General features: G+C 71.6%; 21 protein-coding genes and 1 pseudogene. 4 read left to right on the top strand and 18 right to left on the bottom strand.

Annotation, left to right across the window (positions count from 1 at the left end; genetic code table 11):
* Positions 1 to 439, bottom strand: a 439-nt coding sequence (locus Mam01_RS03110; RefSeq protein WP_204283980.1) for an RNA-guided endonuclease InsQ/TnpB family protein, incomplete at its 3' end; no start/stop codon positions are given.
* Positions 440 to 511: 72 nt separating this feature from the next.
* Here Mam01_RS03110 and tnpA point away from each other — a divergent pair.
* Positions 512 to 881 (top strand): annotated as a pseudogene (gene tnpA / locus Mam01_RS03115) (IS200/IS605 family transposase).
* A 154-nt stretch (positions 882 to 1,035) separates the two neighbouring features.
* On the opposite strand, the gene Mam01_RS03120 reads toward tnpA, so the two are convergent.
* Together Mam01_RS03120 and Mam01_RS03125 are read right to left on the bottom strand one after the other, a co-directional pair.
* Complete coding sequence (locus Mam01_RS03120; RefSeq protein ID WP_204283981.1) at positions 1,036 to 1,455, bottom strand: prevent-host-death protein; 420 nt, start codon at positions 1,453 to 1,455, stop codon at positions 1,036 to 1,038.
* Between the two features lie 147 nt (positions 1,456 to 1,602).
* Complete coding sequence (locus Mam01_RS03125) at positions 1,603 to 2,811, bottom strand: acyltransferase family protein (RefSeq protein WP_204283982.1); 1,209 nt, start codon at positions 2,809 to 2,811, stop codon at positions 1,603 to 1,605.
* Positions 2,812 to 3,078: 267 nt separating this feature from the next.
* On the opposite strand from Mam01_RS03125, the gene Mam01_RS03130 reads away from it, so the two are divergent.
* Entirely contained in the window at positions 3,079 to 4,608 is a 1,530-nt protein-coding gene (locus Mam01_RS03130) for a carboxylesterase/lipase family protein (protein WP_204283983.1), read from the top strand.
* 17 nt (positions 4,609 to 4,625) lie between these two features.
* Here Mam01_RS03130 and Mam01_RS03135 read toward each other — a convergent pair whose 3' ends face one another.
* Complete coding sequence (locus Mam01_RS03135; RefSeq protein WP_204283984.1) at positions 4,626 to 5,381, bottom strand: SDR family NAD(P)-dependent oxidoreductase; 756 nt, start codon at positions 5,379 to 5,381, stop codon at positions 4,626 to 4,628.
* A gap of 127 nt (positions 5,382 to 5,508) precedes the next feature.
* Here Mam01_RS03135 and Mam01_RS03140 point away from each other — a divergent pair, with 127 nt between their 5' ends.
* Complete coding sequence (locus Mam01_RS03140) at positions 5,509 to 6,369, top strand: helix-turn-helix domain-containing protein (protein WP_204283985.1); 861 nt, start codon at positions 5,509 to 5,511, stop codon at positions 6,367 to 6,369.
* Positions 6,370 to 6,377: 8 nt separating this feature from the next.
* Here the strand turns inward: Mam01_RS03140 and Mam01_RS03145 are convergent, their stop codons facing one another.
* Positions 6,378 to 7,190 (bottom strand): alpha/beta fold hydrolase, encoded by an 813-nt coding sequence (locus Mam01_RS03145; RefSeq protein WP_239100997.1) that lies wholly within the window; start codon positions 7,188 to 7,190, stop codon positions 6,378 to 6,380.
* A 127-nt stretch (positions 7,191 to 7,317) separates the two neighbouring features.
* Here Mam01_RS03145 and Mam01_RS03150 point away from each other — a divergent pair, with 127 nt between their 5' ends.
* On the top strand, positions 7,318 to 8,031 hold the full coding sequence (locus Mam01_RS03150; protein WP_204283986.1) for a DUF4328 domain-containing protein: 714 nt from the start codon (positions 7,318 to 7,320) through the stop codon (positions 8,029 to 8,031).
* 53 nt (positions 8,032 to 8,084) lie between these two features.
* Here Mam01_RS03150 and hxlB read toward each other — a convergent pair whose 3' ends face one another.
* The 13 genes from hxlB to Mam01_RS03215 all read right to left on the bottom strand — a co-directional run bounded on the left by hxlB (position 8,085) and on the right by Mam01_RS03215 (position 20,305).
* Positions 8,085 to 8,642, bottom strand: coding sequence for a 6-phospho-3-hexuloisomerase (hxlB, locus tag Mam01_RS03155; RefSeq protein ID WP_204283987.1), 558 nt, complete (start codon positions 8,640 to 8,642; stop codon positions 8,085 to 8,087).
* A complete protein-coding gene (locus tag Mam01_RS03160; RefSeq protein WP_204283988.1) occupies positions 8,639 to 9,601 on the bottom strand; it encodes a sugar kinase in 963 nt (320 codons plus the stop codon). Before Mam01_RS03160 ends, hxlB begins: the two co-directional genes overlap by 4 nt.
* Positions 9,598 to 10,995 carry an amidohydrolase family protein gene (locus Mam01_RS03165; protein WP_204283989.1) on the bottom strand — a complete coding sequence of 466 codons (1,398 nt, stop codon included), beginning with the start codon at positions 10,993 to 10,995 and terminating at the stop codon, positions 9,598 to 9,600. Before Mam01_RS03165 ends, Mam01_RS03160 begins: the two co-directional genes overlap by 4 nt.
* Positions 10,992 to 11,384, bottom strand: a complete 393-nt coding sequence (locus Mam01_RS03170; protein WP_204283990.1) for a RidA family protein — start codon at positions 11,382 to 11,384, stop codon at positions 10,992 to 10,994. Before Mam01_RS03170 ends, Mam01_RS03165 begins: the two co-directional genes overlap by 4 nt.
* Positions 11,385 to 11,398: 14 nt before the next feature.
* The gene (locus tag Mam01_RS03175) at positions 11,399 to 12,241 is read right to left on the bottom strand and encodes an FCD domain-containing protein (protein WP_150930283.1); all 843 of its coding nucleotides are present in this window, start codon (positions 12,239 to 12,241) and stop codon (positions 11,399 to 11,401) included.
* Complete coding sequence (locus tag Mam01_RS03180) at positions 12,222 to 12,959, bottom strand: SDR family NAD(P)-dependent oxidoreductase (protein WP_204283991.1); 738 nt, start codon at positions 12,957 to 12,959, stop codon at positions 12,222 to 12,224. The genes Mam01_RS03175 and Mam01_RS03180 overlap by 20 nt, the downstream gene beginning before the upstream one ends.
* Before the next feature lie 55 nt (positions 12,960 to 13,014).
* Positions 13,015 to 14,049 carry an ABC transporter substrate-binding protein gene (locus Mam01_RS03185; protein WP_204283992.1) on the bottom strand — a complete coding sequence of 345 codons (1,035 nt, stop codon included), beginning with the start codon at positions 14,047 to 14,049 and terminating at the stop codon, positions 13,015 to 13,017.
* Positions 14,050 to 14,155: 106 nt separating this feature from the next.
* Complete coding sequence (locus tag Mam01_RS03190) at positions 14,156 to 15,181, bottom strand: ABC transporter permease (protein ID WP_204283993.1); 1,026 nt, start codon at positions 15,179 to 15,181, stop codon at positions 14,156 to 14,158.
* A complete protein-coding gene (locus tag Mam01_RS03195; protein ID WP_204283994.1) occupies positions 15,178 to 15,966 on the bottom strand; it encodes an ATP-binding cassette domain-containing protein in 789 nt (262 codons plus the stop codon). The genes Mam01_RS03190 and Mam01_RS03195 overlap by 4 nt, the downstream gene beginning before the upstream one ends.
* A gap of 3 nt (positions 15,967 to 15,969) precedes the next feature.
* Positions 15,970 to 16,665: an isochorismatase family protein gene (locus Mam01_RS03200; RefSeq protein WP_204283995.1), complete on the bottom strand. Its 696-nt coding sequence runs from the start codon at positions 16,663 to 16,665 to the stop codon at positions 15,970 to 15,972.
* A 405-nt stretch (positions 16,666 to 17,070) separates the two neighbouring features.
* Positions 17,071 to 17,937, bottom strand: a complete 867-nt coding sequence (locus Mam01_RS03205; protein WP_204283996.1) for an amidohydrolase family protein — start codon at positions 17,935 to 17,937, stop codon at positions 17,071 to 17,073.
* 44 nt (positions 17,938 to 17,981) lie between these two features.
* Complete coding sequence (locus Mam01_RS03210; RefSeq protein WP_204283997.1) at positions 17,982 to 19,358, bottom strand: phenylacetate--CoA ligase family protein; 1,377 nt, start codon at positions 19,356 to 19,358, stop codon at positions 17,982 to 17,984.
* Positions 19,355 to 20,305: an alpha/beta fold hydrolase gene (locus tag Mam01_RS03215; protein WP_204283998.1), complete on the bottom strand. Its 951-nt coding sequence runs from the start codon at positions 20,303 to 20,305 to the stop codon at positions 19,355 to 19,357. Before Mam01_RS03215 ends, Mam01_RS03210 begins: the two co-directional genes overlap by 4 nt.
* Positions 20,306 to 20,329: the final 24 nt, after the last annotated feature.

Raw genomic sequence — 20,329 nt, forward strand, 5'->3', positions numbered from 1 at the left:
GGACCGCAACGTCACCGATCTTCGGTAACCGTAGTTTCCCGCCGGGGGTGATGGCGAAGCGGGCGTTGCGGGTGAAGCGGATCGCCTGCCGGTTGTCCCTTTTGGACCGGAACCGGGGCGGGGCGACCTTCGCCCCCTTCCGCTTCCCCGTGACGGAGGCGAAGAAGTTCCGGTAGGCGGTGTTCAAGTCGGCGAGCGCCTGCTGTAACACCACGGCGGAAACCTCGCCCAGCCAGGAACGTTCCGGGGTGTGCTTCGCCTGCGTGATGACCCGCTTGGACAACTCCCCATCCGAGATGTACGGCAGCCCGGCGTCGTGGGCGTCGTGTCGTGCGCGCAGCCCGTCGTTGAACACCACCCGCGCGCACCCGAACGCGCGGGCCAAGGCGTGACGCTGGCCCGGCGTCGGATAAAGGCGGAAGTTGTACCGGAGCCGCACACCATGATTTTACCGACGGTGCACGGCTGATTACAGGGAGACCTCAGAACTGGCAGGCACTGTGTTTTCGTCCTGCACGCTCCTCTGGTCGTCGTGACCACGTTCCGGCATCGGGCGTTCACCGGGGCACACCTGGAACGCATGGAGCAGATCATGCGGGACCTCCTGCGCCGACTTCGAGACCGAACCGTCCGAGTACAACGGCGAGACCAGCCACGTGCACCTGCTGGTGAACTTCCCGCCCAAGGTCGCCCTGTCCCGCCTCGTCAACTCGTTGAAAGGGGTGTCCTCCCGGCGGATGCGGACCCAGTTCCCCGAACTGGCCCGCCACTACTACCGGGCGAACAAGCTGTGGTCGGGCTCCTACTTCGCCGGGAGCGTGGGCGGCGCACCGATCAGCGTCCTGCGCCAGTACATCGAACAGCAGAACCGCCCCGTCTGAGCCCACTGGACGCCGATCCGCCTGACGGCGGATCGGCTTTCCCTTCCCCGCTACGCGGGCAAGTCCGCTTCACCCCCGGCCTGAAGCCCGGAGCACTGCGGACGAATCAGGTAGCCGAGGAGGGACGAAATCTCACTCGACGCCGCCGGCGAACTCACTTGTGGTCTCCCAACCCGATCAGCCACTCACGTAGCTGCTCGTCGCTGCTCAGGCAGAACATCTGCACCAGACCCCAGTTGTCCCTGTGGCCGGGGGCATCCAACAGGCGATCCTGCCAGTCCTCGGCGTACTCCCGGACAGCGTCGATCAGCTCATCGATCGCCTCGTCGAATGTCGATCCGTCCGCGGCAAACGGAAGGCCGGGGATGAAGGCCGACCATCCACCCGCCTCCGCCCCTACCTGGACCTTGGACGGGCAGGTGCGAGCGAGGAAGCGACGCAGGCACTCACCGTCCACTACGGCGACGGTGCGGTCACCGAAGCGGGCGGTCGCGCTGCGGCCCCGCTCGGCCGCGTCAAGAAGCTCCCCGAGCCTGGCCTGGGTCTCCGTGTAGCCGGCGAGATGCACTCCCATGCCGGTCCCCTTCGTCGGCGTCAGTGTCAGGCACTTGCCTATCCGACGAAAGCCCACGCCGGAGTGGGTTTCAGGCTCATCACTTGGATTAGGCGGCCACCGCCGAGGCTTCACGCCCGGCACCGTGGCATGAGGAGGCACTGACCGTCAGCTCACCTCGTCCGCCCCCATCCGGACGACCGTGGCCTTACTGCCGGGCGGCGTCAGGTCTGCTGAGGTGAGGCGTTTGGCGAGGCGTTGTGCGGGGGCTTCGACGAAACGCCACGTCAGCGCGCTGAGCACGAGCAGCAGCGTTACCACGAAGGCCAGAGCCGCGATGCGCAGGTGCAGGGGTACGGCCAGCGGCTCCGGCCAGAACCACTCGACCCACTCCAGCAGCAGGGGATGGAGCAGGTAGACCGAGTAACTGACCAGCCCCAGCCATGCGAGTACGCGCGGCATCCTCTGATGCCGCAAGGCCAGGCCGGCGGCGAAGGTGAGCCAGGCGGCGACCGTGGCCGTCTGTGTGCCGATGTCGTCACGCGCCAGCCAGATCCCGGCGACCGGGACCAGAGCCACCCAGCCTGCTTGCCTCCAGGAGAGTTCACGCTGCTCCGCCCTGTACAGCACGGTGCCGGCGAACATCGTGGCCAGGATCAGCAGGCCCTGCCATGGCCCGGGATAGCTCTGGTTGACGGCCAGGAGTGCCAGCACAGTGAGCCCAATAACGATCGCGCCTACGTGCCGCACCGCACCCGAACCCCTGATCGCAGCGGTCAGTCCCGCCGCTGTCAGCGTGGTCACCACCAGGGCGACCGTCAGCATCCGGCCGGATCCGCCCGCCGACAACAGGGCGACCGGGAGAGCGCCGGCGCCCAGCAGGGCCGCTGCGGTGAAACCGAGTGCGCCGGTGATGCTTTTCCGGTTGACGCCGAGCGTGAACATCGCCGTCAGCAGCAGATAGAAGGCCATCTCGTAGGACAGCGTCCAGAGGACGTTGAGCAGGTTGGGCATGTACAGCAGGTTCTGCAGCATCGTCAGGTGGCCCAAGACGAGGGAGACCGGCCGGGACGTCCACCAGATGTGCGGGTCGTCCCAGCCTGCCAGCGCCAGCAGAGCCATGGCCGCCGCGGCGATTCCGAACAGCGGATACAGACGAAAGAAACGGGAAATCCAGAATTCCCGTAGGCTGGCCCGCCGTTCCAGGGACGCCGGCACGATGTATCCGCTGACCAAGAAGAACACCATCACGCCGAACCAGCCAGGGTCGAAAACCACTTTCACCGGTAGCCGCGCTTCGGGTAACAACGGCTCAAGGCTGTGCTCGAAGACCACGGTCAGGGCCGCGAGGCCACGGAGGGCGTCGAGCCACGCCAAGCGTTTCCTGGTCTGTAGCGGCATATCCCGAGTTGTGAGCATTCGGCCCATGCTAGCCATCGATGACAGCACCTACGGGCCAGCTCACTCCTTAAAGCATTTGGATGTGAACGGGATGTGGGAAATTACCAATGCCATATACACCACAGTGGCGGACGGCCGAAATCGGCTTTTCAGACCTGCCGGCATCGCTTTCCAAAATGGTTTGCCCGCGGTCCGTACGCATTGGCATGCTCGGCCGGGCAGGTTCGGAGAGGAGACCGCGAAGTGGCCGTCACCGCGTCTGGCACGCCGTACGAGTCCGAGCCGGAGGTCCGCACGGCGGCCGGTGTCCTGCGCGGCGGCCGGGAGGCGGGGATGGCGGTCTTCCGCGGCATCCCGTACGCCGAGCCGCCGGTCGGCGCCCTGCGGTTCGCCGCGCCGCGGCCGGTGCGCGGCTGGGACGGTGTGCGCCCGGCGGTCGCGTACGGCCCGCCGCCCCCGCAGTCCGGCCTGCTCGGGGGATCCCAGGAAGCCTCCGGCGACGACTGGCTGACCGTCAACGTGTGGACGCCGGAACCGGACCAGGCGGCGGGGCTCCCGGTGATGGTGTGGATCCCCGGCGGTGGGTACGTCTCGGGCAACTCCGGCCTTCCGGAGTACGACGCCGGGCGCCTGGCCGCGAGCGGAACCGTGGTCGTGACCCTCAACTACCGGCTCGGCATCGAGGGCTTCGCGCTGATCGACGGGGCCCCGGCCAACCGGGGGCTGCTCGACCAGGTCGAGGCCCTGCGATGGGTGCGGGACAACATCCGGGCCTTCGGCGGCGACCCGGGCCGGGTCACGGTCTTCGGCGAGTCGGCGGGCGGCGGATCGGTCGCCGCGCTGCTCGCCATGCCTTGCGCCGCCGGGCTCTTCCGCCGGGCGGTCGCGCAGAGTGTGCCGGGCACGTTCTTCTCCCCCGAGCTGGCCGCCGACATCGCCGCCGCGTGCGCCGACGAGCTGGGCGTACGGCCCACGGCGCACGGCCTGTCGGCGGTGGACCCGGCCCGGTTGCCAGCCGCGGGCGACGCGATCTCGGCGAAGATCGTCCGGTGGCGAGAGCGCTGGGGGCAGATCATCCACCGGCCGATCCCGTTCGCGCCGGTCGTCGACGGCGACGTCCTGCCGATGACCCCCTGGCAGGCGCTGGCCGACGGCGCCGCCCGGGACGTCGAGCTTCTCGCCGGGCACACGCGTGACGAGCACCGGTTGTTCAGCCTGATCGACGGCGTGCTCGGCCAGGTCACACCCGAGCAGACCGAGACCGCTCTGCGCATGCTCGCCCCCGGCCCGGACGGCGCACGCCGCTACCGGGAGGCGTTCCCGGGCGCGGCCGAGGAGGAGCTGTACGAGCTGGTCAACGGGGACTGGCTGTTCCGCATGCCGAGCCTCCACCTCGGCGACGCGCAGATCGCCGGGGGCGGGCGGGCCCACCTCTACGAGCTGACGTGGCCCGCTCCGGGGCTGGGTGGTGCCCTCGGCGCCTGCCACGGCCTGGACGTGCCGCTCGTGTTCGGCAACCTCAGCAGTGGTCAGCCCGCCATGCTGATCGGCACCCCGCCCTCCCCTGCGGCGGAGGAGCTGTCCGCGCGGATCCGTACGGCGTGGACGGCGTTCGCCGCGCACGGCGACCCGGGCTGGCCTCCGTACGACGCCGAGCGCCGCCTCGCGCAGGTCTTCGACACGCCGTCGACGGTCACCGCCTATCCGGAGGAGGCCTCGCGGCTGCTGTGGCAGGACCACGCCTTCCCGGCGCTCCCGCTGCTCGCGCCGTAGGAGACGAGCGGCCGCGCTCACGCTCCGCCGGTGACCTTGACCGCCTGTCCGGTGATGCCGGTGTTGGCGGCGGAGCCCAGATAGACGACGGCGCCGGCGACCTCGGCGGCGTCGAGCAGGCGGCCGATCGGAGCCAGCGCGCTGTAGTGGCCGCCCGCCTGCTCGACGATCGCGCCGTTGGTCTCCGTCCTGGTGAGGCCGGGCATGACGACGTTGGAGAGGATGTCGCCGTCCTTGCCGAGCCCGAACGCGGCGGACCTACTGAAACCGTGCAGTGCCGCCTTGGCCGCGCCGTAGTACTCACCACCGGCCATCCCGTCGACCGCGATGCCCGAGGAGATGTGCACCAGCCGGCCCCATCCGCGCTTTCGCATGGACGGGACGACCGCCCGGCTGAGCTGGAGCGCACCCTCGACGTTGGCCCGGATCGTCTTCTGCCACCTCTCGTCGGACACGGCCTCGAAGGCGAGGCCCGCGTCCGGTTCCGTGGCGCCCCAGTGCACCGCGTTGTTGACCAGCACGTCGATCCGGCCGGACCACTCGATCACGGTCTCGGCCAGAGTGCGGGCCGCCTCGTCGTCATCCAGGTCGTACGGCGCGACGAGCGAGCGTCCGCCGATCTCCTTGGCGAGCCGCTCCGCCCCCGCCTGGGAGTGGTGATAGGTGAGCACGACGTCTGCCCCTTCGGCGGCGAAGCCGCGGGCGATCTCGCGGCCGATGCCGCCGGAGGCTCCCGTCACGACGACCGTACGGCCGGTGAGTCCCAGATCCATTTCGACGCTCCTCAGCACAGTGGAAACCCAAGGATCCGGCGGCGGCGACCATCGGAGGGAGGCCGGGCCGAGGCTGGCCCCGGCAGGGCCACGATCGGAGCCGAGGTCACTCGGTAGCCTGCGAATCGTGAGCGACACCACTCTGGGCGAGTTCCTGCGGGCCCGCCGCGAGGCCGTCACCCCCGCCGATGTCGGGCTGCCGGGCGGCGGCCGGCGCCGTACCCCCGGCCTGCGCCGTTCCGAGCTGGCCGCGCTCGCCGGGATCAGCGTCGAATATCTGACCCGGCTTGAGCAGGGGCGGGATCGCCACCCCTCGATGCCCGTGCTCGCCGCCCTCGCCGACGCGTTGCGCCTGTCCGCCGACGAGCGCCTCCGTCTGCTGAACCACTACAAGGCGGCCGACGGCGCCGGCCGGCTGGTCGGCATGTGCCAGGGGCCGCCCGCGCAGTCGGTGCGCCCCACCGTGCGGGCGTTGCTCGACCGGCTCGAACCCGCCCCCGCGCTGGTGGTCAACCGGCTCGGTGACGTGCTCGCCCACACGGACGGCTTCGAGCGGCTCGCCGGGCCCATCGGGCTGCTGGACCACCGGCCGGCCAATCTGTTGCGCTACCTGTTCGCCGACCCGAGGGCCAGGGCCGCCTATCCGGAGTGGGAGCGGGTGGCCGACGAGCGGATCGCCGTCCTCGGCCTGGGCCTTCGCCGGGAGGACCCGCACGTCGGCCATCTCGTCGACGAGCTGACCCTCGCCGTCGGCGCCCCCTTCAGCGACCGATTGCAGGCTCCGCCCGGCCCGCCCAGTCGCACGGGCGTCGAACGGCTGGAGCATCCGCAGGAGGGCGAACTGCGGCTGGCCTACGAGACCCTCGGCCTGTCCGACGACGAGAGCCAGCTACTGATCGCCTATCTCCCCGCCGACGACTCCACCGCCGCGCGGCTCGATCGGCTCACCGGCCGTCACCCCGGAGCCCTCCGCGCCGTCAGCGGCTGAGACCGGCGTCACGTCGTACGATGCTCGTCCACCCGGTCGAGCCACTCGGCGGCGAGGGCGGTGAACAGGCCGAGCTGCTCGTGCGGCAGCGCGTGACCGGCGCGGTCCAGGACGGCGAACGTGGCCCGCGGATACCGCTCCACCAGCTCCCACGGGCCGGCGTACCCGACCGTGCCGTCCTGGCGTCCGGCGAGGATCAGCGCCGGGCCGGTGTACGGGGGCGTCTCCGCGGGAGCCTTGCTCAGCCGCCAGTGTCCGGAGATCCGCTCAAGGCCGTCACCGTCGACGAGGGGCAGAGCCGGAGCCACGTGCTCGCGGAACCGCTCCGCCATGGCGGGCGTCTGCACCACGAAGTAGTCGCGGAACTGGGCCTGCTCGTCCGGGCTCAGCGCGTCGGCCGCGTCGGCCGAGCCGTGCAGCACCGCGTGCGCGGGCACGTCGCCCGCCTCCTCGCCGATGGGGCAGATCAGCGCCAGTCCCGCGACCCGCTCCGGGCGGCGGTCGGCGACGGCCCTCGCGAGGTACGCGCCGAAGGAGTGGCCGACGACCGCGAACGGCTCGTCTCCGACCAGAGCGTCGACCAAGCCGAGCACGACATCCAAGGTGTCGTCGGAGCCACGGAACCAGTCCGGCAACGGGGTGCGCCCCATTCCCGGCAGGTCCGGATAAATGCGCCGATAAGCGGGCCGGCCGCGGAACACCGGCTCCAGAACGCCGGCTATTTCCCGATGATCCACGCCCGCGCCGTGCAACGCCAGAACGGGCATTCCGCCGCCGCGCTCCACGACGTGCACCGGAACACCGCTGATCTTCACGTCCATGACCCCACCCTAACGAGGGCACCGGAGCCGCCCGGCCCGAGAGAAACGATCACGAAATGGAAATTCGGATGATCACGTTCGTACGGCGATGAATGATGATTCCTCACCCCCTCCTGAGGAGTTCTCCGTGTATCCCACAGCACCGCCCACGCCGTTGCAGCCGATACGGGCGCTGGGGACGGCGGCGGTCGTGATGCTGGCCGCCGACTCCCTGGTGAGCGTGCTCTCCTCCGCCGTCGACGTGCAGCGGGCCCTGCTCATCGACAGGTTCCTCGCCGACCCCGCCTCCGCCTCCCAGGCCGACGGCGACGCCAGCGACACGTTGTACGCCCTGTCGGGCCTGGTGGAGACCGTCGTCTACGTCGCCACCGCGGTCGTGTTCCTGGTCTGGCTCTTCCGAGCCCGGACGAACGCCGAGACGCTGAGCCCGTGGCCGCACCGGCGCGCCAGGCCCTGGCTGGTCTTCGGCTGGGGCTTCCCGGTCCTCTGCTGGTGGTATCCCAAGCAGATCGTCGACGACATCTGGACGGCGTCGAAGCCCGGCGCCGTCGAGGAGACCGGAAACCTCGCGACCGCCCGCCGGTCCGGGCTGATCTGGGCCTGGTGGCTGGCGTGGCTGGTCAGCATGTGGATCGCCAAGGGAGTGGGCCGCAGATACCTGAACGCCGAAGAGCTGCCGGAAATGCGGGAGGCCGCGCTCTTCGACATCGCCGTCAACGCCGCGTACATCGTCACCGCCGCCCTCACCGTCGCGGTCGTCCTGTCGATCACGCGTTTCCAGGAGGACCGCCGTACCGCCGCGACGCCGATGCCCAGCGTCGTCCAGAACCCCGCTGTCTGAACCCCCGCCGTCTTAACCCCGCTGTCCAGAACCCCGCCGGGTGGACCGACCTGTCACTCGGTGTTCGCGTGGGCCTGCCTGGCCTGCTCGTCGGTCACGTCGTGGCGCCGGGCGAGCTCCAGGCAGACGCAGTCGAGCAGCAGATGCGTGCATTGGTCGAACAGGCTCGACAGGGGCTGCACCGTGGCTGCCTCGCCCTCGCGCCGGTGCTTGGTGGCGGCGGGCACGTGCAGGACGTGCAGCGCGCCGGAGGCGAGGGGCGACGACGGCGCGGTGGTGACGGCCAGCACTCCCCCGCCGCCGTCGGTCACCGCCCGCGCCGCGCGTACGGTGGCCGCCGTCGTGCCGGACCCGGAGACGGCGACGAGCAGGTCGCCCGGCCCGGTCGACGGCGTGCAGGTGTCGCCGACGAAGTACGTCGTACGGCCCAGATGGACGAGGCGCATGGCGAACGCCCGGGCCATGTAACCCGACCTGCCCTCCCCCGCGACGAAGATGCGCGGCGCGTGGTCCAGCAGGTCGGCGGCCGTCTCCAGCGTGGCCAGGTCGATTTCGGCCAGGACGCCGGACACCTCCGCCTGGACGACGTCGAGGAGGCTGCGCGCGGTCATCGCGTTCCCTCCACAGGTAGGTCGGCCGCGAGGAGCGCGTCCAGTTCCGCGCGGGTGGGCATGCCCTCGTTGTCTCCCTTGTTGCTGGTCGCGAGCGCCCCCACCGCGCAGGCGCGCCGGAGCCGCCGCTCCTCGTCGAGCCCGTCGAGCAGGCCGCTGACGAACCCGGCCGCGAACCCGTCGCCCGCCCCGATCGTGTCGACCGTGACGACCCGGAACGGCGGGCAGGTCCACGACCCCTCGGGCGTGAACAGCCTGGCCCCCGCCGCGCCGAGCTTGACGGCGACTCCGCGCGCTCCGCGTGACAGGTAGTGGTCGGCGATGGCCTCCGGCTCGCGCCGTCCGGTCAGCGCCTCGCCCTCCGCGACGCCGGGCAGCACCCAGTCGGCCCGCACGGCCAGGTCGTCCACGAGGCGCGTCATCTCGCCGTGGTCCGGCCAGAGGGTGGGACGCAGGTTCGGATCGAAGGTGACGCTCGCCCCGGCGTCCCGCGCCGCCTCCATCGCCTCGTACGCGAACCGGCGGGCCGTCGCCGACAGCGCGGGCGGGATGCCGGTGGCGTGCAGGTGCCGGGCCGACGCCACGTAGGCGAGCGTCTCGGGGGACGGCGCGAGCAGCGACCCGGCCGACCCTCGGCGGTAGTACACGTAGCGGGGATCCCCGACGAGCACGCGTTGCTTCAACTGGATGCCGGTGACCGCGTGGTCCTCGGCGCGCACGTGCGCGTCGTCGATGCCCTCCTCGCGCAGGCGGGCGCGGGCGGCGTCCCCGAGCGGGTCGTCGCCCACGCGGCCGACGTAGCCGGTCCGGTGGCCGAGCCGCGCCAGCGCGACCGCGACATTCAGCTCCGATCCCGCGAGCCGCCGTTCGAACAGCGTGGCCTTCTCCAGCGGTCCCACCTCGGTGGCCACGAAGTTGCCCATGATCTCGCCGTACGTGACGACGTCGGGTGCGCTCACGGCCGCCCGCCTGCTTGCCGGGCCATCGGCGCGCGGGCGAGGAACCGTCCGGCGCCCCTCTCCCCCGCGAAGGTCCCGTTCTCGACGACCAGCCGGCCCCCGGCCACGACGTGCCGGGCGAGCCCGGTGCCGCTCGACCGCTCGTACAGGGAGAAGGTCGCGGGCGAGACGGGCCGCAGGTCGGCGCCGGTCCAGGCGCGGGCCGGGTCCCACAGGACGAGGTCGGCGTCGGCGCCGACCGCCACGCGGCCCTTGCGCGGGAACAGCCCGAGCGCCCGCGCGGCGCGCTCCGCCGAGACCTGGACGAACTGGCACGGGTCGAGCCCGCGAACGTTCACGGCCTCGTTCCACAGCACCGGCGTGCGGGCCTCGATGCCGGGGGCACCCGCCGGGATGTGGCGGTGGTCGTGCTCCCAGCCCCGCTTCGCGGAGGTGTCGTACGCGCAGTGGTCGGAGCCGACGGAGACGACCGTGCCGTCCGCAATGCCCGACCACAGGTCGAGCCGGTCGGCCGCGCCGCGGATCGGCGGGGAGATGACGAAGCGCCACGCGTCCTCGCCGGTGAACACGCTCTCGTCGTGCGCCAGGTAGTGCGTGCAGGTCTCGGCGTGGACGACCGTGCCGGCCTGGCGCGCGAAGCGCACGGCGTCGAGCGCGTCGGAGCCGGAGACGTGGAAGATGTAGACCGGCGTGCCCAGCCGCCGGGCGTACATCGACACCATGTGGATGGTCTCGGCCTCGGCCAGCCCGGGGCGGCTGTGGGGATAGTCCGCGAGGCCCAGATGGCCGGAGCGGACCTGGTCGTCCAGCGCGTTGGTGAGGATCTCGTGGTTCTCGGCGTGGAAGCCGGGCAGCCCGCCGTTCGCGGCGATGGCCCGCATCAGCGTCCAGGCGGCTCCGTCGTCGACCCGCCGGTCCTCGTACGTCGTGTACATCTTGAACGACGTGAAGCCCTCGGCGATGACCTTGCCGATGTCCTCGACGTCCCGGGTGTCGGACGCCGTGAGGATCGGGTGGAACCCGAAGTCGATCACCGCGTCGGCGGCGGCCTCCTCGACCCGGGCGCGGCAGCGCGCGGCCAGGCCGCCCTCGGCGGGCGGGACGAAGTCCATGATCGTGGTCGTCCCGCCGAGCACCGCGGCCCGGGTCGCCGAGTGCCAGTCGTCCACGGTGACGGTGTCGTCGTACGGCCAGGCGACGTGGGTGTGGGTGTCGACGCCGCCGGGCATGACGAGCAGCCCGGTCGCGTCGATCTCCCGCTCGGCGGCGGCCGGCGAGCCGGGGGCGAGGAGGGCGGCGACCCGCCCTCCGGCCACGCCGACGTCCAGCGCCGCCCGGGCGTCGCCGTTGACGACCTCACCACCGCGGATGAGCAGGTCGAAACCGGGCCTCATGCCACTTCCTCGGGCTTGACGGCCAACGCCTCGATCTCGAACAGCAGGTCGCCCGCCAGCACGACGCCGACCGTGCTGCGCGCGGGCAGCGGGTCGGAGAAGTGCTTCCGGTAGATGGCGTCGAACTCCGGGAAGTCCTGGATCCGGGTGAGGAAGCAGGTCGTCTTCACCACGTGCGACAGGTCGAGACCGGCCGCCGCGAGCACGGCCTTGAGGTTGGCGATGGCCGACTCCACCTGCCCGGCCAGCGTGTCCGGCAGTTCGCCGGTCGCCGCGTCGCGGCCGACCTGGCCCGCCGTCACGACGAGCCGGCCCGCCACGATGCCCTGGGAGTAGGACGCGCTCGGCGCCGCCGCGGCGTCGGTGATGATCGGGGTGATAGTGGACACGGGTTCCTCCAGGGTCATGTGCCGCCGCCGATGACGGGGCTGTGGTTCTTGAGCAACAGTTCGATCGCCAGGCGCGTGGACGGGGCGACCACGGCGCTGGCGTCGGCGATGAGGCGGTTGATGTGGCGGACCATGGCCGCCTCCGCCGCGTCCGGGTCGCCGGCCCGGATGGCGCGCATGATCTCCTCGTGCTCGTGCACGGAGTGCATGGTCGTGCCGCGCCCGGCGGTGACCATGTCGAGGACGTGCTCCAGCATGTCGAAGCGGGGATCGAAGATCACCATGGCGACGGCGCGGAGCATCGTGTTCTCCACGGTCGACGCGAGCGCCTTGTGGAAGTTGGTGGAGACGTCGCGGCGCCGCTCCTCGGTGTGGACGGACCGCTCGTACTCCTCCATGACGAACTGCAGGCGTTCGACGTCCTCGCCGGAGACCGACGTCGCCGCCTCCCGGACGATCTCGCGTTCCACGCCGCGCCGGGCGACCAGCAGGTCGCGCACGTCCTGCACCGTACGGATCTCCAGGGAGCCGATCTGCTGGTGCCAGGTGACCTCGGCCGCGGCCCGCTGCGCGAGCACCCGGCCGGCCTCGGACACGACCCGTCCCCGGCCGTCCATCGAACGGGTGAGGCCCTGCTCGTCGAGCCGCCGCAGCAGCCGGTTCACCGTCGACTCGCTCAGCGGCCGGTTGCCGGCCTCGATGCGGCGGCCGAGCTCCCGCGCGCCGAGCGGTTCCGGCGAGTCCGCGATGGCCCGGAGCAGCTCCAGGGCCCTCGGCTCCAGCGAGGCGTGGACGGAGGCGTGGGGACCGGCCTGCAGGGGGTCGCCGGCCTCGGGGTTACTGCGCTGTGTAGCCACCGTCGACCGTCCATGCAGTGCCGGTGACGAAGGCCGCCGCGTCGGACAGCAGGAAGCAGATCGTGGCGCTGATCTCCTCCGGCCGGGCGACGCGGCCCAGCGGCACCCGCGAGGCCGCCAGGTCGTATCCCTCCCCGGTCTGCTCGAAGCCCTCGCGCAGCATCGGGGTGTCGACGGGCCCGGGGCAGACCGCCACGGCGCGGACGCCGCTGTCGCGGGCGTCGACGCTCATCGCGCGGACCAGGTTGATCACGCCCGCCTTCGCCGCGCAGTAGGCGACGTTCTCGGGATAGCCCACGAGCCCCACCTGCGAGGCGACCGCGACCAGCGCGCCGCCGCCCGCCCGGCGCATCGCGGGCACGGCGGCCTTCGCGAGCAGGAAGACCGAGGTCAGGTTGACCCGCAGCACCTCGTTCCAGGTGTCCAGGCTCATGGAGTCGACCGTCCCGGCGCGGGTGATCCCCGCGCAGGCGACCGCGCCGTTCACCAGGCCGAAGGCGTCCTCCCCCGCGCGTACGGCGTCCAGCACCTGGCGCTCGTCGGCGGCGTCGGCGACGACGGGCAGCACCCCGTCTCCCGCGAGCGCCTTGACCTCCCGCGCCCGGTCCACGGCGACCACCCGCCCGCCGCGTTCCAGGACGTCGCTGACGGTCGCGGCGCCCAGGCCGGAGGCCGCGCCCGTCACCACCACCACCTTCCCGGCAAGGTCGGCCGTCATCTCGATCCCCTCGTTGATTTCGCGTTGATGATGTTCGACAGCGACAGTGCCACGATCAAGAGCAGCTTGTGGGGTAGAGCAGCTTCTTGATCTCCGGCGAGTCGACGTTGTCGGCGGTGACGATCGCGTTCGGCACAACGTTGTCGAAGGCCGCCCCCTGCGGCACCTCGCCGCGGATGTCCTGCACGAGCCGGGTCAGCGCGTCGTACCCCTGGGTATAGGAGCCCTGCGCGACGAGCGCGTCGAGCGTCCCGGCGCGCAGCGCGGTGACCAGCGTCGGGCCCGCGTCGTACGCGATCACGGTCATCTTGTCGTTGTCGACCTTGGCGGCCTGGAGGCCGGAGACGGCGCCCATCGCGCCCGACTCGGAGGTGGCGAAGATCCCGACGATGTCCGGGTTGGCACCCAGCGAGCTCTGCACGATGGTCGCCGCCTTGGTGGGGTCGTCCTCGTAGTACTGCGTGCCGAGGATCTGCAGGCCCGAGCCGGAGTCCTTGAGCGCCTTGACGAACCCCTCGGCGCGCTCGTTGGTCACCGGCAGGCCGGGCCGGGTGTCGAGCACCAGCACCTTCCCGCTCTGTCCCTTGGCCCGCTTGAGCAGCTCTTCGGCCGCCAGCGCGCCGCCCGCGTTGTTGTCCCCGCGGAACTGCGCCTTGGCCACCTTCTCGTTCAGCGTCGCGTCGGTGGTGACGACCGGGATGCCGGCGTTCACCGCGAGCCTGATCGGCGCGACCATCGCGGCCGGGTCGGCCGGTACGAAGATCATGCCGTCGGGGCGCCGGTTGACCACCCCTTCGAGGACCGGGGTCTGGTCGGCGGCGTTCATGCCCCGCGACGGCCCGTCGGCCTTCACCGTGATGTCGCCGCCCAGCTTCTTGGCCGCGTCCTGCGCGCCGCACTGCATCGCCGTGTAGAAGGGCAGGCCGTTGTACGTCGTGAGAAGGGAGATCTGCAGGGGGCCGGACTTCTGCTCGGCGGTGGCGCCGCTGGTGCCGCCCGCCGCGCCGGTGTCACCCGATGAGCCGCAGGCGGCGGAGGTCAGGGCGATCGCCGTCAGCGCGGCGGCCAGCACACTGGTGCGTACGTTCATGGTGGTTCTCCGTGTTTCGGCGCGAATCTCGGCGCGGGGTCTCGGCAGGAGGGATCTCGGCAGGGGATCTCGGCAGGGGATCTCGGCAGGGGATCTCGGTGAGGGGCTACTTGCCGCGCAACTGGTCGAGCCAGACGGCGATGATCAGGACGGCGCCGATGGCGATGTTCTGGTAGAAGGACGAGACGCCGACCATGACGAACCCGGCGAGCAGCATGGTCGGGATGAAGGTGGCGAGGACCGAGCCCAGCACCGAGGCGCGCCCGCCGAACAGGCTCGTCCCACCGATGATCACGGCGGACAGCGCCTGCAGCATGGTCGTCTCGTGCCCGGAGATGGCCGTCGTGCCGAAGCGGGTGATGTCGAGGAATCCGGCGATCCCGGCCATCAGCCCGGAGATGACGAAGACTGCGATCGTGCTGCGCTGGACGTTGACGCCCGCCCGCATGGCCCCGTCGGAGGAGGAGCCGATGGCGAGGGCGTGCCTGCCCGCGCTGGTCTGCGACAGGACGACCCCGGCCACCAGGGCGACCACCACGGCCAGCACCAGCGGGAGCGGGATTCCGGCGACGGAGTTGAGCCCGAAGGACGTCTGGACGTCCGGCGGGATCCCGGCGACGTTCGACCCGTTCGTGAGGACCTGCGCGGTGCCGGTGGCCACGCCCATCGTGCCCAGCGTGACGACGAAGGAGTTGACCTTCAGTTTTGTCACCAGGAGCCCGTTGACCAGCCCCGCGATCCCTCCCACGACGACCGCGGCGAGCGCCGCGACGGCGATGGCGGGCCCGGCGCTCGGGAAGGCCCCCGACGCCGACGGAGGTCCGGCGATGTCCACGGCCACGGTGCCCGCCACCACCGACGACAGCACGAGCGTGGCGCCGACGCTGAGGTCGATGTGCCCGGCGCCGAGGACGAAAGTCAGGCCGACGGCCAGCAGGACGAGCCCGGCGCTGTTGCGCCCGACCGCCTGCAGGTTGGTGGCGTCCAGGAAGCGCCCCTCGGGCGAGATGATCGTGAAGACCACGACCAGCGCGACCAGTGCGACCACGATGTAGGCGGGGGTGGACCGTATCAGCGCGCCGGCGCGGGCGCGGTTCGACGGGGCCCGGAGTGTCGGTTGCGTCGCGGTCATGCCGGCAGGCTCTCCTCACGTGGGTCGTTCTGCTCGCCGAGCATCAGCGCGACGATCTGGCCGATCTTCAGATCCCGTGCGGGAACGTCGGCCACCACCCGGCCCAGCCGCATGACCACGATCCGGTCCGCGACCTCCAGCACCCTCGGCAGGTCGTGCGAGATGAGGACCACCCCGAGACCGCGGTCGCGGGTCGCCCGGATGGTCTCGATCACCATCTGCGACTGCCGGGCGCCGAGCGCCGCCGTCGGCTCGTCCATGATCACCAGACGCCCCGCGCGGGAGACGGCGCGGGCGACCGCGACAACCTGGCGCTGCCCTCCGGACAGGTCGCCGACGGGCAGGGTCACGTCCTGGAGGGTCGTGATGCCGAGACTGTCCATGAGCTCCCAGGCGCGCTCGCGCATCGCCTTCTTGTCCAGGAGGCCGAGCCGGCCCAGCAGCCCGGGACGGCGCAGCTCGCAGGAGAGGAACAGGTTCTCGGCCACCGACAGGTCGGGGGCCATCGCCAGGCCCTGGTAGACCGTGGCGATGCCGTGCTCCATCGCGGCCTTGATCGACCCGAGCGGCATCGGACGGTCGTCCACCCTGACCTCGCCGGCGTCCGGCAGGTGGGTGCCGGAGATGCAGGAGATCAGCGTGCTCTTGCCGGCGCCGTTGTCGCCGACGAGCGCGACCACCTCCCCGGCGTGGACGGTGAGCTCACCGTGCCGCAGCGCCTGCACGTGGCCGAAGGACTTGGCGAGGCCGGTGGCCCGCAGCACCGGAGGTTGCCGGTCGGTCATCGGTCATTCCTCCGCGGCGCGGGGATGGGTCTGGGGCAGCGCTCGCAGGTGGTCGAGCACCTCGGCCTCGGGCAGCACGTCGCCGTAGCGGGCGTCGATGTCGAAGAGGTTGGCGGCGTGCGCGGAGGGGCTCCGGTCGCCGACCGCCTCACGCGGGACGATGACGTGGAATCCCCGGTTGAACGCGCTCTCGGCGGTCGCCCGGATGCAGCCGCTGGTGCTGCACCCCACCACGATCACCGTGTCGGCCTTGGCGGAGATCAGCATCGCGTCCACGTACGTGCCGAAGAACGCCGAGGCGCGCGGCTTGACGACGAGCGGCTCCTCGGGACGGCGGCCCATCTCCGGCCGGAGCGCGACCCGCTCGGTGCCGTGCAGCATCAGTTCGCTGTGCGGCGTCTTGCGGCGGACCACCTCGCCGATCTCGGCCAGGCTCGGGTCCCACGCCATGGTGGTGAAGATGATCGGCAGGCCCGCGCGGCGGCCCTCCTCCAGGATGCGGACGATGCTGTCGGACACCGCCGACAGGTCCGAGCCGATCCGCTCTCCCGGATCGGCCCAGGCCCCGGCCATGTCGATCACGAGGATCGCCGGCCGCTCGCCCCATCCGACGCGCCCGGCGAAGCCGGCGGCCTCGTAGAAGGCGCGCAGGTCCGCGTTCTCCAGGCTGTGCGCGTACGTCTCGTTGACAGTGGTCACTCGAACCTCCTCGCGGGCGGCTCTCGCCCGTGGGCCCCGACCCTGCCACCCGCGTGAAGCGTGTGTCAATACCGACACACCAAATGACCTGTTCTGCGGTTTCATGGTCAGGAAGATGATTCATGTGTCACAGTTGACACACTGGCGTTGTGAGGGGCAGGATCGGCGACGGACGTCCCGCCGACCCGTGGAGGGGATGTGAAGGCGCCCTTTCCGCTTGCCCTCCGCCCGCTTGCTCTTCGACCGCTCGAACGCCGAAAACGCCGGGGGGCCCGCTCCTCGTCCATGGAGCGGGCCCCGGATGCGCCGTATGCGAACTCGGCACCGGCCGCCGTGTTCCGTTCGGCGGTCCGGCCCCAGGTCCGATCAGATGGCCCGATCAGATGGGCCGATCAGATGGGCCGATCAGGTGGGCAGGTCGTACACGCGGAGGGCGTTGTCGCGCAGGAGCTTGCGCTCGGAGCCGGGGCGGAGGCCCAGCTCGGCGATCTCGGTCCGGGCCCGCTGGTGCGGGATCACCGGGAAGTCGGTGCCGAAGAGCACCTTGTCCTGACCGAAGGTGTTGGCGTAGTGGACGAGCTTGGGGTCCCAGTGCCGGGGCGCGTAGGCGTCCACGCCGATGTAGACGTTGGGGTGCTTGTACGCGACCGCGATCATCTCCTCGGTCCACGGCCAGCCGATGTGGATGCCGAGGATCTTCAGCTCGGGGAAGTGACAGGCGATCGTGTCGAGCAGGATGGGGCGGCCGACCGAGGGCAGCGGGTGCTCGTCGCTGTAGCGGAGACAGTGGCCGACCTGCATCTGGATCGGGACGCCCAGCTCGGCGCACTTGGCGTAGAGCGGGTAGTAGCGGGCGTCGTCGGGCGGCAGTTCGAACCAGTGCGGGTAGAGATGCGCGCCGACGAAGCCGTACTCGCGGACCCATTTCTCCAGCTCGCGCACGCCGCGCATGCCGGCGTAGGGGTCCAGGCCGATGAGGCCGCTGAAGCGGTCGGGCCGGGCCTGCACGGCGTCGGCCACGTGGCGCGGGTCCATCTGCCACGACTCCGGCAGGCCCACCCGGCCCATCTTCGGGGCGATCAGCAGCGCGCGTTCGACGCCGGCCTCGTCCAGCCGCTCGACGTGCTGGTCGAGGGTGAGGCCGCCCAGCGTGCGGTCCTCGGTGTGCACCTTGCCGCCCAGGAAGGTCTGCGTCCAGCCCGGCCGCGACCGGACCACCTCCGGGGTGAAGAGGTTGCAGACGATGTCGATCGCCGCGACCCGCTCGCTCATTGCCGAACCTTTCGTCAGTGCTCTTTGCTGCCCAGTGGTGGTGCTCACCGATTCGCGGAGGCGCGTTCGTCGAGGAAACGGCGTGGCTTCATGCGCTCGTCCGCCGGGAAGATCTCGTCGGCCGTCGCCACCTCGACGAGCGGGGTGACGCGGCACGCCTGCTTGACCGCCGTACGGACCGCCGGGACGACCTCGCGGGCGTCGGCTCCCGCGGTCAGGGCCACCGCCACGACCAGTTCGTCGCCGGAGAGCGGGTCGGACGGGACCGTCCAGCGCACCGTCGCCCGGTGTTCGAGCACGCCGGGCACCCGCTCGACGGTCCGCCCCAGCACCTGGCCGTCCAGCAACTGGCCGCGCACCTTGGTCGCGCTGCCGGTGCGGTGGTGATAGGCCACCACCCGGCCGCCGCCGCGGCCACAGTGCGGGCACCTGCCGTGGTCGACGGTCACGACGTCTCCGAGCAGATATCGCAGCAGCACGGTGCCCCGGCGGTCGAGGTGGGTCAGGGTGAGCCGGCCGGGAGTCCCAGGCGCGCAGGGCCGCCCGTCGTCGTCCACCGCCTCGATGTGGAACAGCTCCGGGGCGGGGTTGTGGAACCCGCCGCCCGGCTCGCACTCGACCAGGCCGCACTGCAGCTCGGACGCGCCCAGGCTGTTGGAGACGACGACCTCCCGCGCGCCGAGGTCGCGGGTCAGCCCGGCGAGCACGTCCGCCGTCTCGGGGGTGCACGGCTCTCCGCTGACCGCGAGCATGCGCACACTCGGCAGCCGTCCGCCCTGACGGGCCACCTCGTCCAGCACTCTGCGCAGGTAGCTGGGGACGCCCCACAGCGTGGTGGGGTCGCTCGCGACGACCAGCTCGGCCACCTCGGGCAGGCGGCGCGACACCCCGAACCAGCCGGTGGCGCCGCTCATGCCGCAGACCACGGACGCGCCGAGCGCGGCGGCGGCGTGGTTGGCGCGGGTCCAGGCGCCGTGCGGCTGCGGGGTGAGCGGATAGAGGTTGGCGATGCGGTCCGCCGAGGTCATGCCGCGGATCTCGGCCATCCGCCGCTGGGCCAGCAGGATCGCGTGGAAGTCGTACGCCGCCTGGTAGATCGGGGTGGGCGTGGAGGTCGATCCCGAGGTGTAGGCGATGTCCCACAACTGGTCGGCGGGGTCGCCGGTCGGCTCCAGGCGGAAGCGCTCCGGGGCGGCGGCGAAGTCGGCCTTCCCGGTCAGCGGCAGCAACGGCAGGTCGGCCACGCCCTGTACGTCGCCGGGGTCGATGCCGCGCTCACGCAGCAGGTCCCGGTAGTACGGGTGCCGGGAGGCGACGCGCCGCATCGTCGCGCGCAGCCGCTCGTCCTGGAGAGGCGCGACGGCGTCGGGGTCCCACGGGAGACCGGAGGGGCAGGGACGACCGGAGGGGAGCGCGCTCATCCGGCGGCCCGCCCGTCCCCGGAGGGCGTCGCTCCGGGCACCGCCGTGGGCTGCCCGTGCCCGGCGGAGATGGCTGTGGACGCCGCCGTCGCCGAGGACGCCACCCTCGCCGTGGCTGCCGCCGTGGACTCCGCAGAAGGTGCCGACGATGGCGCCGATGGGATCGGCAGCACGCGGTCGGCGAAGCGGCGGAGCATCGCGGCCAGTTCCGCCGGTCGTCGCACCGACGGCTGACCGGGAATCCCGGGGATCATCTCGTACGCGAAGCCGAGTTCGGCGGCGGCCTCCCGGGTGGCCGGCTCCAGGAACTCGCCCTCGGCGGCGGTGGCCCAGACCGGGCAGGTCACCTCGCGCAGCGGCGGCAGCGCCTCGTACTCGAACGCGGAATGGTAGGCCCAGTTGAACCGCTCGATCGACCCCAGCATCGCGCTCACCGCCTGGTGCCGGACGGCGGGGCCGAGGCCGCGCCACAGCGCGTTGTAACGTTCCCAGGCCGCGGTCAGGTGCGAGCCGTCCTCCACCGGGGGCTGGTCGGGCGCCCAGTTCCGGCGGCGGTCCGCGCGCTGCGCCGGGGTGTACGTCGCGAGCCCCAGCAGGGCGAGCCCGGCGACCCGGCCGGCGGCCTGGCGGGCCACCTCGATCGCGATGCTCGCGCCGGTGTGCGACCCGGCGACCAGGACGGGACCGTCCAGACCGCGGATGATCTCCACCATCGGCTCGGCGTACTCGGGGATGGTCAGCCGGCGCGGCGGCGGGTCGGACATGCCGTATCCCGGCGTGTCCGGCGCGATCACCCGGGCCCACGCGGAGAGCGGGGCGATCATGTCCTCGTACACGAAGGACGACAGCGGGCTCTCGTGCAGGAGCAGCAGGTGCGGGCCTCCGGTGCCGCCGATCCGGGCGTGGATCTGCCCGCAGGACGTGTCGAAGTACATGCGTCGGCTCATGACGAGCTCAGCTCCTCGCGGAAG

This window comes from Microbispora amethystogenes (genome assembly GCF_016863015.1).
Taxonomy (GTDB): Bacteria; Actinomycetota; Actinomycetes; order Streptosporangiales; family Streptosporangiaceae; genus Microbispora; species Microbispora amethystogenes.

Coding starts and splice junctions, on each gene's coding strand:
- hxlB (WP_204283987.1), bottom strand. CDS start 8,642: ATGACCGCGCGCAGCCTCCTCGACGTCGTCCAGGCGGAGGTGTCCGGC.
- Mam01_RS03190 (WP_204283993.1), bottom strand. CDS start 15,181: ATGACCGCGACGCAACCGACACTCCGGGCCCCGTCGAACCGCGCCCGC.
- Mam01_RS03185 (WP_204283992.1), bottom strand. CDS start 14,049: ATGAACGTACGCACCAGTGTGCTGGCCGCCGCGCTGACGGCGATCGCC.
- Mam01_RS03195 (WP_204283994.1), bottom strand. CDS start 15,966: ATGACCGACCGGCAACCTCCGGTGCTGCGGGCCACCGGCCTCGCCAAG.
- Mam01_RS03120 (WP_204283981.1), bottom strand. CDS start 1,455: ATGGGAGTGCATCTCGCCGGCTACACGGAGACCCAGGCCAGGCTCGGG.
- Mam01_RS03215 (WP_204283998.1), bottom strand. CDS start 20,305: ATGAGCCGACGCATGTACTTCGACACGTCCTGCGGGCAGATCCACGCC.
- Mam01_RS03205 (WP_204283996.1), bottom strand. CDS start 17,937: ATGAGCGAGCGGGTCGCGGCGATCGACATCGTCTGCAACCTCTTCACC.
- Mam01_RS03210 (WP_204283997.1), bottom strand. CDS start 19,358: ATGAGCGCGCTCCCCTCCGGTCGTCCCTGCCCCTCCGGTCTCCCGTGG.
- Mam01_RS03165 (WP_204283989.1), bottom strand. CDS start 10,995: ATGAGGCCCGGTTTCGACCTGCTCATCCGCGGTGGTGAGGTCGTCAAC.
- Mam01_RS03180 (WP_204283991.1), bottom strand. CDS start 12,959: ATGACGGCCGACCTTGCCGGGAAGGTGGTGGTGGTGACGGGCGCGGCC.
- Mam01_RS03145 (WP_239100997.1), bottom strand. CDS start 7,190: ATGGACGTGAAGATCAGCGGTGTTCCGGTGCACGTCGTGGAGCGCGGC.
- Mam01_RS03135 (WP_204283984.1), bottom strand. CDS start 5,381: ATGGATCTGGGACTCACCGGCCGTACGGTCGTCGTGACGGGAGCCTCC.